At 57.2% G+C, this 17,624-nt stretch carries 15 protein-coding genes; 7 read left to right on the top strand and 8 right to left on the bottom strand.

Annotated features, from left to right (window positions below; genetic code table 11):
• Nucleotides 1-180: 180 nt before the first annotated feature.
• Nucleotides 181-438, bottom strand: coding sequence for a hypothetical protein (locus FEAC_RS03785; RefSeq protein ID WP_152623069.1), 258 nt, complete (start codon nucleotides 436-438; stop codon nucleotides 181-183).
• Nucleotides 439-882: 444 nt separating this feature from the next.
• Between FEAC_RS03785 and FEAC_RS03775 the strand changes: the two genes are divergently transcribed.
• Complete coding sequence (locus FEAC_RS03775) at nucleotides 883-1,548, top strand: haloacid dehalogenase type II (RefSeq protein WP_035388814.1); 666 nt, start codon at nucleotides 883-885, stop codon at nucleotides 1,546-1,548.
• A 231-nt stretch (nucleotides 1,549-1,779) separates the two neighbouring features.
• On the opposite strand, the gene FEAC_RS03770 is transcribed toward FEAC_RS03775, so the two are convergent.
• The 6 genes from FEAC_RS03770 to FEAC_RS03745 all read right to left on the bottom strand — a co-directional run bounded on the left by FEAC_RS03770 (nucleotide 1,780) and on the right by FEAC_RS03745 (nucleotide 7,214).
• Nucleotides 1,780-2,241 carry a hypothetical protein gene (locus tag FEAC_RS03770; protein WP_035388746.1) on the bottom strand — a complete coding sequence of 154 codons (462 nt, stop codon included), beginning with the start codon at nucleotides 2,239-2,241 and terminating at the stop codon, nucleotides 1,780-1,782.
• Nucleotides 2,242-2,669: 428 nt separating this feature from the next.
• Entirely contained in the window at nucleotides 2,670-3,392 is a 723-nt protein-coding gene (locus FEAC_RS03765) for a mycothiol-dependent nitroreductase Rv2466c family protein (protein ID WP_035388745.1), read from the bottom strand.
• A complete protein-coding gene (locus FEAC_RS03760; RefSeq protein ID WP_052565477.1) occupies nucleotides 3,389-3,955 on the bottom strand; it encodes a redoxin domain-containing protein in 567 nt (188 codons plus the stop codon). Before FEAC_RS03760 ends, FEAC_RS03765 begins: the two co-directional genes overlap by 4 nt.
• A 415-nt stretch (nucleotides 3,956-4,370) precedes the next feature.
• Nucleotides 4,371-5,246, bottom strand: coding sequence for a CbbX protein (gene cbbX, locus FEAC_RS03755; protein ID WP_035388743.1), 876 nt, complete (start codon nucleotides 5,244-5,246; stop codon nucleotides 4,371-4,373).
• Nucleotides 5,247-5,304: 58 nt separating this feature from the next.
• Nucleotides 5,305-5,721 carry a ribulose bisphosphate carboxylase small subunit gene (locus FEAC_RS03750; RefSeq protein WP_035388742.1) on the bottom strand — a complete coding sequence of 139 codons (417 nt, stop codon included), beginning with the start codon at nucleotides 5,719-5,721 and terminating at the stop codon, nucleotides 5,305-5,307.
• A 44-nt stretch (nucleotides 5,722-5,765) separates the two neighbouring features.
• Nucleotides 5,766-7,214, bottom strand: a complete 1,449-nt coding sequence (locus FEAC_RS03745; protein ID WP_035388740.1) for a form I ribulose bisphosphate carboxylase large subunit — start codon at nucleotides 7,212-7,214, stop codon at nucleotides 5,766-5,768.
• Nucleotides 7,215-7,343: 129 nt separating this feature from the next.
• Between FEAC_RS03745 and FEAC_RS03740 the strand changes: the two genes are divergently transcribed.
• The 6 genes from FEAC_RS03740 to FEAC_RS03710 all read left to right on the top strand — a co-directional run bounded on the left by FEAC_RS03740 (nucleotide 7,344) and on the right by FEAC_RS03710 (nucleotide 15,892).
• Nucleotides 7,344-8,270, top strand: coding sequence for a LysR family transcriptional regulator (locus tag FEAC_RS03740; protein WP_160290325.1), 927 nt, complete (start codon nucleotides 7,344-7,346; stop codon nucleotides 8,268-8,270).
• A gap of 52 nt (nucleotides 8,271-8,322) precedes the next feature.
• Entirely contained in the window at nucleotides 8,323-9,345 is a 1,023-nt protein-coding gene (locus tag FEAC_RS03735) for a class I fructose-bisphosphate aldolase (RefSeq protein WP_035388739.1), read from the top strand.
• Between the two features lie 272 nt (nucleotides 9,346-9,617).
• Nucleotides 9,618-10,295 carry a response regulator gene (locus FEAC_RS03730; RefSeq protein ID WP_236684597.1) on the top strand — a complete coding sequence of 226 codons (678 nt, stop codon included), beginning with the start codon at nucleotides 9,618-9,620 and terminating at the stop codon, nucleotides 10,293-10,295.
• Nucleotides 10,292-11,485: a GAF domain-containing sensor histidine kinase gene (locus FEAC_RS03725; RefSeq protein ID WP_035388738.1), complete on the top strand. Its 1,194-nt coding sequence runs from the start codon at nucleotides 10,292-10,294 to the stop codon at nucleotides 11,483-11,485. The genes FEAC_RS03730 and FEAC_RS03725 overlap by 4 nt, the downstream gene beginning before the upstream one ends.
• 537 nt (nucleotides 11,486-12,022) lie before the next feature.
• Entirely contained in the window at nucleotides 12,023-14,899 is a 2,877-nt protein-coding gene (tkt, locus tag FEAC_RS03715; RefSeq protein WP_081900974.1) for a transketolase, read from the top strand.
• 66 nt (nucleotides 14,900-14,965) lie between these two features.
• On the top strand, nucleotides 14,966-15,892 hold the full coding sequence (locus tag FEAC_RS03710) for a phosphoribulokinase (RefSeq protein ID WP_035388736.1): 927 nt from the start codon (nucleotides 14,966-14,968) through the stop codon (nucleotides 15,890-15,892).
• A 181-nt stretch (nucleotides 15,893-16,073) separates the two neighbouring features.
• On the opposite strand, the gene FEAC_RS03705 is transcribed toward FEAC_RS03710, so the two are convergent.
• Entirely contained in the window at nucleotides 16,074-17,279 is a 1,206-nt protein-coding gene (locus tag FEAC_RS03705; protein WP_052565473.1) for an RNA-guided endonuclease InsQ/TnpB family protein, read from the bottom strand.
• Nucleotides 17,280-17,624 lie beyond the last annotated feature (345 nt).

The following is a 17,624-nucleotide window of genomic DNA, read 5'->3' as shown; positions in this document are numbered from 1 at the left end:
GCTCCTGTCCGGGCGTAGGAGACTATCGCTACCACTGGACCGAAGCCTGTTGGCATAAGCGTTGAACGCTTGTGCACCCATGCTCGTTCGTTTGGATTTGCCTGACATATTTTGATTCCCACCCAATAATTCCCACCCAATAATTCCCGCCCGGGCGGCTGAGGCCCAGAGGATAGGGCGCTATGAACTGACTACTAGCTTGGCAGATCCGGGTAAGGGGCCATTAATCTCTTGTAACGGTGGCTCCTTGGCACTGGAGCGCTCGGTCGCCGTAATGCAACGGATTCCACTCGGTACGTGACGCCCAGTTGCAGGTGCGCCGGGCACAATAGCTCGTTGTCTTGGATTGCCAGCCGACGCCTCGATGGCTACCGCTACCGCTACTGCAGTTACGTTGTCGTCGGCGAGAATCGACATTAGAGCACTACCGTGGTCCACCGCATTAATCCTTCCGTGATAGGACATACGAGTACGAACAGAACCTTGACGATCTCCCCACTGTCGGGGACGGAGATTCCCGAGCCAGCTTAGGCAGGAGATAATGACCTGCCCACATCCGCTCTTCCTCGTCGATTGCGGTGTGTTCTCTAACTGTGGGCATGGCTGCTGGTCTTGCGTTGGCGCTAAACGAGTTTTCAGCCTCCGACCGCCGGTTGGTGACCATAGCAGATGGCTCGATTGCGAGTATGAGCAAACCTTTCCATAGGGCTCAGTATCAGCAAGTGAGCGGGTTGAGAGCCGCGGACATAGGAAGGATTCGGTGCCTAGCGATGATGGCTATATTTGGAGCTAGCCTTTTTGCCAGAGTGAAGACATCGAGCCAGCCTGTTCAGGCGATGTAGTTGGAAAGATTTGGCTATCAAGGAACTGGGAGTAGTTGGGATGACACCTAAGGTTGTGGTTTTTGACGTTAACGAAACACTGTCGGATCTCTCCGCGCTGGAGCAGGTCTTCGTCGAAGTTGGTGCACCCAGAGATATTGTGCCGCTATGGTTTGCGTCCGTATTGCGTGATGGATTTGCACTTACTGCCGCGGGTTCCGCAGAGCCGTTTTCGAAGCTTGCTATCGGCGCTCTTGACACAGTCTTGGCGGATCATCCGCTCAACCGGGAGCTTGACGCAGCGATTGATCAAATTATGAAGAGGTTCCTTGAACTTCCGGTTCACCCTGATGTGGCTGATGGCGTTCGAACGCTGGCTGCGAGTCACATTCGCCTGATTACCTTGTCTAATGGTTCAACTCAAGTAGCCGAGCAGCTCTTCACGAGGGCAGGGATTCTTGAATATTTTGAACGGTTGTTGTCGGTAGAGGACACCGACGGATGGAAGCCAGCTCCAGCCGCTTATGCCTATGCAGCAAATACCTGCTCTGTCGATCCTGGCGACATGATTTTGGTCGCGGTGCACCCTTGGGACATCGACGGAGCCAAGCGGGCTGGATTACAAACTGCGTGGCTCAACCGCCGAGGCCAGAACTATCCGGATTATTTTCTAGTTCCTGATTACACGGTTGCTAACCTTCCTGAGCTTGCCGGGCTCATTGGATAGCGTGGACTGTGCAACTGGACGGCCCCTTGAGCCCAGCTGTTAAGGTATGGCACAACTCTACAACGAGACTTCATGATGACTATGAGACTTCATGATGTGGGCCCGGCAGGAGTCGAACCCTCGGCATTCGGACCTCCATAGACCTCCTTGGGCCAACACCTTGTTTTTGGTAGGTTCTACTAGTCCGAATGCTACGGAAAGATTGACATTAGCATTTAGGACTCGAAGGTTTCAATACTGGCCCTTGATAACGAAATAAGAGCCCCGAATGATCCCGGCTAGTTTCGACTTCTGCCGCGCGAATTTGAACGTGTTCAATTCGAACGGTATATCCATCCCCTCAGAAAGCTTGAAACCAACTGCTCGTTTCTTTGCGTCGTTCAGCGTGTACAGGACGTTGATCGCGAGTCCATTCTGATAGAACACATACGGCCATCGAATGTCATCGACCTCGACTAGAGCTGTCTCGAGAGGAGGAGATGCGATGACAATATTTCGCTCCTTTTGCAGGATATGGTGCACCCAATCGACGATAGTTTGCGTCTCTTGAGCCGGTTCAACCGTAAATACGAAGTCGTACTTGTTCTTGAAGTAGCGAGCCTCGTTGGCTCGCAAGCCAGCAAGTGAAGATGCTACCGGTGAGGACTCAAGACCGACGGTTGAGACGTTGGTGAAGTCAACTATATGGCTCATCACCTTATCGTAGCTCGTCGGTGCACAGTTTCAAGGACGTCAGGTTTGCATGTCGTCTGGACTACGGTGACGATAGGGACATCGGGCCCATGGAGCGCTCATCGCACGGCTTGCTGCCTCTCGGAGAGCTAGCTGGCAGCTGTCACTGTGGGCGAGCAATGTTTTTAACGCTCGACACACTGGACAGGGATTCACTGGCCGCGCAGGCGAGACGGTACAGCCAATGGAGCGCCAGGAGCGATCCTGTCTAGGAGCGGATCAGCAAATCCCAACTCACGTTCTGACGGTCTCCGCTCTCTCCGAAGACTTGCAATTATGGAGGATTAAGGCGGTCTCGCAACTCGCCCTACGCAGCTGTGTTAGGGCCGATGCTCTGACCTACTCTTTTTGTGCCCGAACATTACACTAGTGCGACGTTGGCTGGTTGATCAGGAGTCGACGGCGTCTCGACGATGTCCTTGCTGCCAGTCCTCCTCGGCACCAATCTGTCCCACGTCGACGCCTAGTCCCTTTAGCTGTGGTGTCTCGCGGAGTGAGCGTTTTAGTTCAGCGAAGCCACCGAAACGGGAAAGCGCGACGACGTGCTCCCACAGGGCTATCGCTTCGGAGGGGTCTGGCAACCGACTGATTACCGGCCCGAACAAGGCGGTTCCTTCTGGCGGTTCAAAATGCAGAATCGGAGTGCCGACGTCTCTGCCGGTCAGAGATAGAGCTCGGTCGGTTTCGGCACGTATCTCGGGGTCGAATGAGGTGTCCAATGCTGACTCTGCGAGGTCGGTAGGGAGACCGAGCTGGGCGAGGATGGGTGTAACAAACGCCACAGAGTCACGATTTAGCTCCTCCCGTCTGCCGGGTTCTGAGTCGAAGATCTCGGCCCCGTACGCAGCATAGAGGCGACCGACTGCCTCGGCGCCGTGTGTTGAACGTAGCGCTGCTGCTACACGGAGCAGCTCAAGTCCAGCAGTGTGGCCGCGTTCGTAACCGGGAGGGAAGTGGCTATCGTAGTCTACCTCGGCGTTCACCATACGCAGGGAGATAAACCGCCATTCCACCTGGTAGTTTCGTTGGCTAGCGACAGTACGAACCCACTTGCTGGTCATCCATGCGAACGGGCACACTGGGTCAAAGTAGAAGTCGAGATCGGCCATCATGCATCTCCTCGGGCTGGGTAGTCGCGCTCTACGAAGAACCGGATTGTACCGACAAGATCCTCGATTCGCGGATGGGCTGCTGGCATAGAGTTGAGTGCTACCATAAAGACGGTTCCATCGGGTTTGATTAGGAAAACCCCTGGTTCACCGAAGTAATCGGGCTCTGAGTCTTTTATGCCTTTTGACACGGACAGGCCCCATTCGCGCATGGAGGACACACTGTGGCCGTAGCCCACCCGCAGGTGATCGATGCCCCATTCCACAACGCTTTGGTTGGCGCGATCCTCATCGTCGCCGCTCACCGCCACGACCTCGACGCCGAGCCCAGCGAGTTCGCCTAGGGCTCGGTCGAGTTGGGCTAGAAAACCTCGGCTGATCGGGCAGTGTAATCCCCGATAGAACACCACCAAAGTGAAATTCTTCGGTGTGGAGTCAGCCAGCACGAAACGACCTCCACCAACCAGGTCAACCTCAAGGGATGGCGCTGGTTGGGTTGGCACCGGTGGAGCTGTGAGCGCTTGTTCACTTACGAGAGTGTTGGATGTGTCGGGTAATGTCGTCATGGCATTCCTTTTCAGTTTTCGTCATTGAGCTGGCTAATACGTGGCAATGGAGCCACTATGCCAAATGATTTGCAACTATAACCAACGCGTCGGTTCCCGAGCTATTCCATTCGGTGTGGACTTGGCTAGAGCGGGTTCGCTCCTTGGTCCATCACTCGAGCGTCATTCTCTTTGGCCGTGTGCTTGTTAGCGCTAGAGGAGCCAACCGGCTGAGATAAGCCTACAGCCGACATCAGTGTGCTCTATAGATCCCGGTGTCCAAGCCAACGACCTCGCCGGTACGTCCTCGTGATCTGTCAGCGACGAGGTCTTGGCAGTGGCCGGTGCCGTGGGGCTTTACCATCGACGCTTGATACTCGAGTCGTCTAACGGATGGTACCTGTATGGTGTAACCCATCGGTGTGCTTGTCTCTTGTTACGGAGAAGTTTGAAAGACTCGGCTGGCGAGTATGTCCTCCGGCTCGATCGTCATGAGATCAGTTTTGGTCACCGACCTACCTCTTCGTTCAAAGAGTCGATTCGCCTGACGCAAGCGCGTCCGGTCCAACGCATTGCGAACACTGCGTGCATTAGCAAAATTCGGCTGGGTCATGCGCAATTCGAGGTAGCGTGCAAAGACCTCCTGCGCCTCATCCGAGAACTGGTACTGCCATGCAGCCAACATCAGCTTCGCGATAGCCAGTAACTCCTGTACGGAGTAGTCCGGAAAGTCGATATGGTGGGCGATTCTCGAAGACATGCCTGGATTCGAACTGAAGAAGGTGTCCATGCGATCCTTGTAACCCGCCAGAATCACGACAAGATCATCACGCTGGTTCTCCATGACTTGGAGTAAGATTTCGATCGACTCGGCGCCATAGTCTCGCTCGTTCTCCGGCTTGAAGAGATAGTAGGCTTCATCGATGAAGAGCACGCCGCCCATCGCGCGCTTGAGGACCTCCTTCGTCTTTGGCGCAGTATGGCCGATATATTGTCCGACGAGATCATCTCGTGTCACCGCAACGACATGGCCCTGTCGAATGTAACCAAGCCGAGCAAGAAGTTCGGCCATACGCAGCGCTACCGTGGTCTTGCCGGTGCCGGGATTGCCGGTAAAGCTCATGTGCAGACTGGGCTGCCCACCAATGAGCTCCAGCTGTGCACGCGCTCGATCCACGAGCAGCAAGGCAGCGATCTCCCGTATGCGCGTCTTGACTGGCTTGAGCCCGACCAACTCCCGGTCTAGCTCATCGAGCGTCTCTTGGATCTTCGTCTCGGTATAGAGCGCACCGAGATCGATGCCATCACTCATGCGCAAACTCCGTTCGTGTCAGTGCCAAACAGCAACTGCGGAACCATCAACATTGGTGTCAATAGCGTGTCCCCGCTGGCTTATCTGCCGCGTAGCTCCTCGTCGAGTAGACCACCCGACGACCCTCTGTCTCCTGACGCTCGAGAACAAAGCCCGGCTCATCTTCGGGTCGCTGGACCAGGTAGGACATCCGAGGCGCCTCCCAACCTCTCGTCGAGTCGAACGCCGTAACCCGGATATAGCGATTCGGGTACGCCCGGCGGCACTCGTTGACTTCATAGAGGATTGCGGCAGGATCACGGAGGTCAAACATCGGCAAACCCCACATATCCCAGTAGGTATTGCGCGGGTGCGGGTCGTCTGTGAACTCCACCCCTACTGCCCAATCATGTTGAAGCGCCCATTGGATCTGAGCAATGATTTGCTCATCGGTCAAGGGTGGTAAGAATGAGAATTGACCTTGAGTAAGGTGCATAATGTTTGTGTCCTTTCGCTAGTGACTGTCGGTAATAGCCGGTATTAGTAGGATTCGCTCACTGTTGGGACGTAATCCGGGGTATCGGTTGATGCGTAATTGAAGGTGATGTCACGCCACGTGTCGAGGGCAGCGCGAAGCTCGGGTGACCACTTTGCCGCTGCGTCGAGAATTTCCGGACCCTTGTTCCAGATATCTTGACCTTCATTGCGAGCAAGCACCATAGCTTCGAGAGCGACGCGATTGGCGGTCGCTCCTGCAGCGATACCCATCGGGTGCCCAATCGTTCCTCCTCCAAACTGCAGCACCACATCATCGCCGAGGTATGTCAGCAATTGATGCATCTGCCCAGCGTGGATACCGCCCGACGCGACCGGCATCACCTTGCGCAGACCCGCCCAGTCTTGATTGAAGAAGATTCCCCGAGTGAGATCGACCTCGTTAACGGACTCGCGAAGGACGTTGTAGATTCCCTGCACCGTGTTCGGGTCACCTTCTAGCTTGCCTACGACGGTTCCGGCATGAATGTGATCAACACCAGCGAGACGCATCCACTTCGCGATCACGCGGAAGGATATCCCGTGATTCTTTTGACGAGTGTAGGTTCCATGTCCCGCACGGTGGAGGTGAAGAACCATGTCGTGGCGTCGTGCCCACTTCGACATCGACTGGATAGCGGTATAGCCAATAACCAGATCAATCATCACGACGACTGAGCCCAACTCCTTGGCGAACTCGGCCCGCTCATACATATCCTCCATCGTGGCTGCCGTGACGTTGAGATAGTGCCCCTTGACCTCACCACTGGCACTCTGTGCCTTGTTCACGGCCTCCATGCAGTAGAGGTACCGATCGCGCCAATGCATGAACGGCTGCGAGTTGATGTTCTCATCGTCTTTCGTGAAGTCAAGGCCTCCACGTAGCGCCTCGTAAACCACTCGCCCGTAGTTTCGCCCCGACAGCCCAAGCTTCGGCTTCACGGTAGCACCGAGCAATGGCCTGCCGAACTTGTCCAGTCGTTCACGCTCGACCACAATGCCGGTCGGTGGCCCATCAAAGGTCTTTACGTAGGCGACTGGGATACGCATGTCCTCTAGTCTGAGCGCCTTGACCGCTTTGAACCCAAAGACGTTTCCGATGATCGAGGCCGTGAGGTTAGCAATCGAGCCAGGTTCGAAGAGATCCAGGTGATAGGCGATATAGGCAAAGAACTGATCCTCCTGACCAGGCACTGGATCGATCCGGTAGGCTTTTGCCCGATAAAGATCGGCAGCGGTGAGTCGGTCCGTCCAGACGACCGTCCAGGTTGCAGTCGATGACTCTCCAGCGACCGCCGCAGCCGCTTCTTCAGCATCAACCCCAGGCTGTGGGGTAATCCGGAACAGCGCTATTACGTCGGTCTCACTTGGCACGTAATCGGCGTCCCAGTAACCCATCTGCTTATAAGGAATGACGCCAGCCTTGTAGCGATCTTCCCCGGTCAATTCTGCCATCTGCCACTCCTTGTCGTCTCCAATTTGGACATAGCGCCACAGTAGCGACGGGGGATCAACAAATAGTTCACTTAATTACTATGAATTCGCCGTCTATTCTTAACTATATAGTTAACTAAACTCATGCACATGACAACCACTCAACTCAAAACCCTGCTGGCAGTGGCTGAAACCGGGTCAATCAGCGCAGCAAGTCGACGTCTATTCGTTACATCCGCCGCCGTCTCTTCAACCATGTCCGCCCTGGCTCGCGAGGTGGGTGTAGCCCTCACGAGACGTGTCGGACGCGGCATGGCACTCACTCCAGCCGGCGAAGTGCTTGCTGTCTACGCTTCAAACCTGCTTGGCGTCATGGAGGAGGCCCTTGTGCGAACACGGGAGGCCAACGATCCTGACACCTTCGTTCTTCGCATCGGTGCGGTAGCGACCGTCGGGGAAGAGCTACTTCCGCGTTGGCTTCAGGGCTATCTCGCGGGACGACCTCACGCGACGGTCAGCCTTGAGGTCGCCAACAAGACCACTCTGTTCCAACTCCTCGACGATCACCGTGTCGACATGGTCATCTCAGGCAGACCGACACGAAGCGAACCCGTCGAGGTCATCGCAACCCGAGTGCACGAACTCGCCTTGATCGCGAACGAAGCCCGTGCACACCAGTGGTTTGGGCCGACACTCGAGCCGACCATCGATCAGGTGGGAGCCGTAACCTGGCTCGTGCGAGAGCCCGGCTCAGGCACCCGAGCATCGGCCGAAGAGCTGATTAGTGAACTCGCGATCACACCCCCCACCCTTGCCGTCGGATCGAATCTGGCTATGAAGCGCCTCGTCGAGCTCGGCCTAGGCATCGCCGTCATCTCCACCGAGTCGGTGGCTCACGAGTTGGAGACCGGTGAACTCGTCTCACTGAATGTGCCACCGCTACCCCAGCGCCGTAGCTGGTGTCTCGGGGTGAGAAGCGGGGAACCACCCACCAGCGCGATCATCGACCTGGCACGCTATCTCCAAGCCTCGGGTGAGGTTGATTTCACCCCACAACCCCACATTTTGGGTGACTAAGCGATCGAATCATCCAACCTAAGTTGGAGCAAAGTTCCAAACAGGAGGATCCATGGCCAACCGCTTGACCGCCATCAATGAACTCGTCGACAACGCTCGTGCATTGGTCGAGCACCCGAAAGGGATCCTCGCGGCTGATGAAAGTAGCCCGACCCTCACCAAGCGCTTCACGGCGCTCGGAATAGAATCGAACGAGCAGTCGCGGCGTGCCTGGCGTGAAACGCTCGTCAGCACGCCCGGACTGCCTGCCTTCGTCTCAGGAGCTATCCTCTACGACGAAACCTTCAACCAGAGGACCTTTACATCCGATGAGGCCTTCCCTGACTACCTGGCCCGCCTGGGGCTCCTATGCGGAATCAAGGTTGACACCGGCGCCAAACCTCTCGCCGGCACCGATGGCGAACTCGTGACCGAGGGTCTGGATAACCTTGGGCCCCGTTTGGAACGCTACTACGACAAGGGTGCCCGTTTTGCCAAATGGCGCGCCGTCCTGCGCATCGACGTCGGCCAACCAAGCCCGATTTGCATCGCGAGCAACGCCCACGCGCTGGCGCGCTACGCCAGGCTCTGTCAAGAGTTCGGGCTCGTGCCGATCGTCGAACCAGAGGTACTCATGGAGGGGACGCACGACCTCGACACCAACATAGCGGTCACGCGGACCGTCTTGACGGCGGTCTTTGAGCAACTCCGCTCCTTCGACGTCACACTTACCGGCATGATACTCAAGCCCTCCATGGTCACGCCTGGAGATGCTGGCCCTGCAGCTACTCCCGAGGAGATCGCGCAGGCCACCATCGCGTGCTATCGCGACACCGTACCAGCCTCGGTGGCGGGAATTGCCCTCCTGTCCGGCGGTCAATCCGACGAGGCCGCCACCACAAACCTGGCTGCGATGCACGCCATGGACCCACTACCCTGGCCGCTTACCTTCTCGTTCGGCCGTGCGCTCCAGGACACCCCGCTCAAAGTCTGGGCCAGTTCAGGTCAGGACCGCGAACTTACTCAGGCAAGCCTGATGTCACGGGTAGTCGACACCGCCGCGGCGCTTGAACCACGTGACTTGGTCACGCTTTGAGAGTTTGTCTACCGCCGTTTGGCAGAAGGATGTCCAAATCCCAGCCACTGCAGTCAGGCAGCGCTGGTGCCGCTTGCCAGCGTCTAAGCTTTGGCCACCATAGCACACCGGGAGAGTCTGGTTATCGTGGAATCCATTGCAAACATCGCACGGTCCAACCGGGTCATTAGCGCCGGGGCTCAAGCACGGGCAGCTCGCTTGGTGGCTCTGCGACACCGACGAAGGGGCTCAGGCGACGGGCGAGGATCCGTGTTAGTGGGCATACCGATGCAATGGCGCGGACTCAGGCGACGCTGATGTCGATCATCAGGCTCCTATTGGTCGATGATCACGAAGTCATCATCGACGGTGTGCGTGCAATGCTGCGCAGCCATGCTGATGAGGTGGAGGTGTCGGCTGCCGTCAAGACGGTGCCCGAAGCGATGCAGATCTTGGCCGAGCAGTCTCCTGATCTTATCCTCACCGATGCTCGTCTCAAGATTGGGTCCGGTTTTGAACTCCTCGAACAGGTCGTGGGGGCAGGAATCGAGACGCCGGTCGTGTTCTACACCGCCTACGATGATGAGGCGTACCTGTTCCGTGCTCTGCGTGGAGGCGCTAGAGGCTACATTCTCAAACAGGCAACGAGCACCGAACTGGTAGGTCTTTTGACCCGTGTGATGGAGGGCGAAATCACTATCGACCCATCGATCGCTGGTCGCGTCGCGCTGCTCGCCGCACGGCTACAGCTCGGTGAGTTTTGGCCTGGAGCACATCTCGGGTTGACCCATCGCGAGAGTGAGATCCTCGAGCTTATCGTCAAGGGAATGTCGACGAAGTCGATCGCTCAGAACCTTTTCCTCGGTGAAGAGACTGTCAAAAGTCACCTCTCCTCGATCTACCGAAAACTCAAGGTCAAGTCCCGTGCCGAAGCGGTGGCGGTCGCGTTGAGGGATGTCACCTTCCGATGATCCTTGAACCTGAGGAGCTCATACTCTATCGTAAGCTTGCCGGCGTGCTCGCCGAGAGCCTGCAGCTCGATCGACTGGCTGCTCGATCAGCCCAACTCGTTGTTGAGGCCGTTGGGGCCAGTGTCTGCTTTGTTCATCTGGTCAACTACGAGGCGACTCGCATAGAATTGGTCGGCGCCACCCCGCCCTTTGACACCTATCGTCGTCGTGTCTCGCTAGGTCTCGGTGACGGAATCGCTGGCTGGGTTGCTCAGACTGGCCAGGTCGCGGTTGTGCCTGACAAGTGGAGTGATCATCGGTATAGATACCTCCCCGAGCTCCAAGGAGAACGATTTCGCACGTTGATCTCGGTGCCAATGCTCAATCCCAGTGGGACCGTGGTGGGTGTCCTCAATGTCCATTGGCAACGCGACGACGTGGATCTCGATCACCACCAGGAGGTCTTGACGACAGTGGCGAGTTTCCTGGCCGGTGCCTTCGACCATGCTATCTTGGTCGATAAATTGGCGGCACATGAACGAGCCCTAGAGGGGTTTGCTCAACAGCTCATTGACGCCCAGGAGGCGGAGCGCCGCCGCATCCAACTCGACCTTCACGATGGCGTTCTCCAACAGGTCCACGCTGCGTACTATCGGCTTGAAGCCGTCAAGGCGGCCAGAGGCCTCGACGAGAACGAGGCGAGAGATCTGCGGGTAGCATCCGATCTCCTGCGTGCCAGCACCCAAGCAATGCGCCACCTCATCCAGGACTCAGCGCGACAGGTGCTCGATGAGTTCGGCTTTCTCGAGGCCGTCGACACCTTGGCCAACTCGTACCCCGACTTCACCGTCGCGGTCGAGGATCGAACGAACATGCTCGTCAACACGCTCGAAGCCACACGAGCGTTGGCCACCCTTCGCATCATTCAAGAGGCTCTCAACAATGCATGGAAGCACGCAGGGACCGCCAGGTGCGAACTTCGGCTGGCGACGATCGGTGGTGATCTGGTGGTGGTCATTCGGGACAGAGGAGATGGATTCGACCTCGCGACACCGACCACTACCATCGGGATCGGCGGTATGCGTGAGCGAGCACGAATCATCGGTGGCAATCTAGAGCTCTTTTCGAGCCCTGGGGAGGGGACCCTAGTACGCCTACGAGTCCCAGTCACGCCAGCCGTCATCGAGGATGGTGCGTCGACGGAATCATGATAGCTGCGACGAGGAGGCGTGGTGAGCAGCGCAATCGAGCGACCTTCGTCCAGCCCGGGAACATAGTCCCAACTCACCCTCTCCATCACCCATGTTGGGGAGGAGTCGACTCGAGATCGTCCACTAGGTTGGGATGACGTTTGCGATCCAGGGGGGTTGTGGTGCACGATGAAAGCGGATCCAAGACAGCACTCTTTGCATTTTCGCGGTTGAGTGACATCAGCGAAGGAAAGGAATGTACCCGCCCATGCCTCGCGTAACCCGAAGCCGAACGCAGTCGGATCAACTTTGTATCGCAGGCGGTATTGGATCAAGCGGTGTCAACGTGCACAATCGACGAAGTTTTGGAGGTACCAACGTCTGGGACGTTGATGCGAGAATCCTTGCATCGCCAGCAATCTCCACCCAACCAAAAGGCCCGATTGACGCTTGCGTCACTCTCTACCTGGCCCGGTTGTCTCAGCACAACCATCCCAAGGTAACCAGCCTGAACCTGACGATGTTACGATCTGTTCGCGTACCCCAAGGAGCCTCCACATGAACTCTCTTGATCAACGATGTATCACCACCGTCCGCATGCTCTCCATCGATCAGGTCGAGGCGGCTCGCTCTGGGCACCCCGGACTACCGCTTGGACTCGCTCCGATCGGCTACACGCTGTTCTCACGTATTTTGAACTTTGACCCCAAGGACCCAACCTGGCCGAACCGCGATCGGTTCATACTCTCCGCTGGCCACGGGTCAGCCCTGCTCTACGCTCTAATGCACCTCTTCGGCTACGACGTCGGAATCACAGAGCTCGCGCGCTTTCGCCAACTGGGGTCAAGGACCCCAGGGCATCCCGAGTATGGTCTCACTCCGGGCGTCGAGACCACCACGGGCCCTCTTGGCCAGGGTGTTGCAACCGCCGTCGGCATGGCAATCGGTGAAGCAAAGATGCGTGAGAACAGCCATGGGGCGATCGATCACCACACATATGTCCTCGCCTCAGACGGGGACCTCATGGAGGGGATCAGCCACGAGGCCGCGTCGCTCGCGGGCCATCTGCACCTCGACCGGCTTATCGTAACCTACGACTCCAACGACATCACCATCGATGGACCGCGTCACCAATCCTGCACCGATGATCCCGTCGCCCGCTTCACGAGTTATGGCTGGCAGGTCATTACCATTGCGGACACCGAAGACGTCGACGAAATCGAGCGAGCATACCGCGAAGCCATTGCCGATCACGATCGTCCGAGCCTCGTCATCGCACCCACGATCATCGGGCGCGGTGCTCCAACGAAGCAGAACACCTCCAAGGCCCATGGGGCCCCGCTCGGAGCGGAGGAGATCACTGCTACCAAGGCCGCCTACGGTTGGCCTGTCGAGCCCGCGTTCCTTGTTCCCGAGGATGTCAGATCCTATCTGGCTGAGCAGATCGTGGCCAAGCAAGAGTCGCACAAGACGTGGACTCAAACCTATGGCGCGCGGTTCGATCCGCCATCCCCGCCCCTCGTTCACGGCAACCGTAGGTCAACTTTGGAGCTACCTACCTCACCAGTGGCGACGCGCGCAGCATCGGCGACGTTCCTTGCTCACCAGGCAGCTCAGAGTACGGCTCTCATCGGTGGCTCGGCTGACCTAGCCGAATCAACCGGTCTAAACGTAGGCCTCAAGGCGCTCGCACCCAACGACTTCACCGGGTCAACGATCCATTTCGGCATTCGTGAACACGCAATGGCCGCGATCGCCAACGGACTCGCCCTCTCTGGTTACACCCCCTACGTCTCGACTTTCCTCGTCTTTTCTGACTACCTCCGACCAGCCCTTCGGTTGAGTGCCATCATGGGCCTTGGCGTCATCTATCTATTCTCCCACGACTCCTTTGCGGTGGGAGAGGATGGTCCAACGCACCAACCTATCGAGCAGCTCGAGGCACTTCGGATCATCCCAAATACGAATGTCCTGCGGCCCGCTGACGCCTTCGAAACCTATGCGAGCTGGGAACTCGCCCTCAGCGATCGCTCTCGTCCAACGATTCTGGCACTTACTCGTCAACCGTTGCCACAGCTGCCCCCAACGCCGTCGCCAACCTGGCTCACCGATATCGGTGCGCGCGTGGTCTACGATACGCCCTCAAGCCCTGAGATCATCCTTCTCGCATCAGGATCGGAGGTAGCGCTCGCGATCGAGGTGGCCAAGATCTTGAAGGAAGAGGATGATGTCTGGGCCAGAGTCATTTCGGTGCCATGGCGTGAGCGCTTCCTTGCCATTGAGCCGAGAGAGCGAGATGCCCTTGCCCCCACGGGAGTCCCGCGCCTCGTGGTGGAGGCCTCAGTCGGAACCGGGTGGCACGCCTTTCTCAGTCCTGGGGATCGCCTCTATGGTGTAGATCATTTTGGCACCTCTGCTCCAGTTGACGATGTTGCCGCCCATTTCGGCTTCACCGCCGAAAAAGTAGCAGATGCCGCCCTTGACCTTGTCGTGGACTCCTATAGGCTTGGACATCCGTCTCACCTGGTGTCCGATTTACTCCGGGCGACCGAGGCAGCCGCCTGCGCAGCACTTGACGAAGTTGGACTCGGTGACAAAGATCGCGCTGATCAAGCGGCGGTCACCGCGATGCGAGCCGAACTCAGTCGCCTGCCGGTATCGGCCACCGTGATCGTCGGCGAGGGAGAAAAGGATCATGCCCCCATGCTCTATGTTGGTGAACGCCTTGGTACCGGCACCATTGACATCGATCTCGCTGTAGACCCGCTAGAAGGGACGAACTTCGCCGCCAGTGGCCGGGAGGGGGCAATCTCGGTGATCGCCGCTGCTCAATCGGGAGGATTTCGAAGCCTTCCGGGCTACTACCTCGAGAAACTGATCGTCGGTGAGCGTGCCGCCGGGGTCATTGACCTGAATCGGCCACTCCTTGAGAACATCAAACGCGTAGCCAGTCGGCTTGGATTGGGTGTTGGTGAAACTAGTGTCGTTATCCTAGCCAAGCCACGACACGCCGCGGTGATCGCGGACTTGCGGGCGCATGGAGTGCCGGTGATCGAGATACCTGACGGCGATGTGATGGCAAGTTTGCGCGTTCTTAAGGGGGATCCCGCTACTGTCATGCTTTGGGGCATCGGAGGCACTCCTGAGGGCGTGATCTCCGCCGCCGCAACGCTTGCACTCTCAGGTCAGATGCTGGCGAGGTGTGCACCGCAGAGTGACACAGAAGCTGCACTCGTCGCCGCGGATTACCCTGATTATGCGACGCGCTGCTTCGACGCTAGCGATTTAGCACACCCAAGCTCCATCGTGGTTGCGACCTCGATAACCGGCGCAAATCCCCTGGGACCGCCCCGAACCGTGGGCGAGTTCAGTGAACTCGAGAGTCTTTGGATCCAAGAGGGACGCTATGGCGTCGTCCGCCGTCTGGTTCCATAAGCTCCGACGGTCTGCGGACCCTTTGACAGTACGATCGACTACCGCTAACACGACAAAGGAGAACCGATGCCCCACCGAATAGCAGCCATCCAGAAGCTCACCGCCACTGAGCCCCACCCTGAACGAGTTGCAATGTTCGCGATCGCCGGAGATTCTGCGTCGGGCAAGACTACCCTCACCAAGGGACTGGTAGAGGCAATCGGCACGCATCGTATCTCGTCATTTTGCACCGACGACTACCACCGCTACGACCGGAAAGAGCGCAAGAACCTTCCGTTCACGCCGCTGAATCCAGAGTGTAACTATCTTGAAATCATGGAGCAGCACCTTCAGCTCCTCATCCTCGGACAACCTATCCTGAAGCCGAAGTATCACCATGCCGACGGAACGCTCGGTCGCCCAGAGCTCTTCATACCCAGTGAAATTGTGATCGTCGAGGGGCTGTTCCCACTTTGGTCGAAGCTCTCACGTGCCACCTTCGACGTCACCGCCTACCTCGATCCACCCGAGACCGTCCGTAGGGCTTGGAAAATCGCTCGCGACACCACAAAACGTGGATACACGACGGAGCAGGTGTTAAGCGACCTGGAACAACGCGAACCCGAGTCCGAGAAGTATATCCGTCCGCAGCGCGCTCATGCCGATCTGGTCATCTCCTTCGCCCCGGTCGAGGGCCGTAGCTCCCTGAGCGCGACGATCCTGCTACGTCCGACCGTCCCACAACCCGATCTCCACGACATCTTGACACCAGCTACACGCGATGCTGCACATATCAAACTGATCAGGGACCAGGATGGCAAGCCCGTTGACGCTCTCCACATCCACGGTCATGCACCCGAAGCCGCTAGCAGGTTGGTCGAAGAGAAGCTGTGGGAGAAGATCGGCCTCGGTGGCGATATACCGGCGAGCCTCGGGCGGATCAGCTCCACCGAACGTTCAGCCCCCCTCGCGATCGCCCAACTCATCATTCTCCATCACATGATCCATTGCTGAGGGCCGCCCACTCAGATCGCAACGCACCATGTCACCCTCGATCGTCTATGCCAACACACCTGTCAGGTATCAACGATCTGCCGTCGCTCACAGCTCGGCCTCGGGATCGGGATCGGGATCGGGATCGTCTCGAGAGTTGTGACATCCTCCCCGACCTTACAGACGGGGCTTCCCAAGCTGCTTACGCAGCTTTAGGAGTGGTGGTGCGCTTCGCTGGGTCGCTGTGTTGTGTCTTGGTAGACACAATGTGCGATTGTCCTCCACGCTCTTGGACCACAAGCCCTGCGGCAATGATATTCTTGGCCGCATTCACGTCTGCGTTATCCGTATAGCCACGCGATAGACAGTGGAAGCGAGCTTGACTATCGCGATTCTTCTTGTCCGTGTAACCACACTCAGAACAATGCAGGCTCGTGTATGCGGGATTGATAGCGATGATTTCTACTGGTGTTACAGCATTGGTAGCCTTGTCAGTAAGCCGTTGGCAGAACAAGCCCCAGCCCTGTTCGAGAATTGACCTGTTAAGTCCGGACTTTGCCTTAACGTTCTTGCCAGGCTTGTCTTTGGTTCCTTTGGCTGACTTGGTCATGTTTTTAATCTTTAGTGTCTCTAGTGAGATCAAGTCATAGTCGCGCACCAGATCGGTTGTGGTCCACTCGATCCAGTCTTTACGTCGGTCTACTTCTTTGGCTGCGAGCTTAGCTATGGCTAGCTTGGTTGCCTTGTAGCGGTTGGAGCCTTTGACTTGCCTGGCGAGCCTCCTCTGTAAGCGTCTCTTGCGTTGATGCTCTCCTTTGGTGAGAAGTTCTGGCATATCGAGAAACTCACCGTTAGACGTAGCCACCGTATGAGTGACACCCATGTCGATACCGACAATAGCGCCAGTTGACTTGCGCTCCATCTGTGGAGCTAGACGTGTGAAACTAACGAACCATCTGCCAGAACGATCTAGAGTGACTCTGGCAGACGATGCTGTTTCTATGTCACTCCATTCACGAGTGACGCGAAATTTGACCCACCCGCACTTAGGGACGAATACCTGACCCCATTTACGGTTAATGCGTCTAACAGACAGATCTCGTACAGCAAAGCCTTCATTGATGCCAGCCTTGTGCCAAGTCGGACGTCCAAAGTGGTCTGGTCTGTTACACCAGTTTTGAAACGCTTGGTTTAGGTCTCGAAGAGCCTGTTGTTGGACTGCGGCAGAACCTTCCTTGAGCCAGCTTTCCTTGCGAGCTTCGGAGAGTTCGTGAGCTTGGGTGTTGTAGGTGATCTTTTGTAATCGCTCGCGTCTCCGCAAATTGCGCTGTTCGAGAGCGATATTCCATACATAGCGAGTGACGCGCAAGAACAGGTAGTTCCTGTTCTCCTGGGTACAGGCGCTCACGAATACTCATACTTATATTATCGCTTGAGGGTCTGACAGTTTTGACTGATGTGGAGATATCCAGCTCAGTATGCGCCTATCCATCCCCGCCCTCACGGACGAGGTCTTCCGGCGCTCTCTGATGAACCGGTATTGGAGCGGGGATGAAAGAGTCCTACGCCGAAGGTCTAGCGCACCACGGTGCTCGCAAGCCGTGCGTCGGCGACCTGTAAGGGCGTGGCCAAGCGTCGGTAGCACTACGTACGGGCCAGCTATTGAGCCCCGAAATGGGGTTAGTCCAGGGTGGTGACACTGTCATGACAAGTGGAAGACAATAGCGACGGCGACGTTATTGTGTGACACCGC

This window comes from Ferrimicrobium acidiphilum DSM 19497 (genome assembly GCF_000949255.1).
Lineage (GTDB): Bacteria > Actinomycetota > Acidimicrobiia > Acidimicrobiales > Acidimicrobiaceae > Ferrimicrobium > Ferrimicrobium acidiphilum.
Note: the sequence above shows the minus strand (reverse complement) of the source record. Positions and strands in the feature narration are given on the sequence as shown.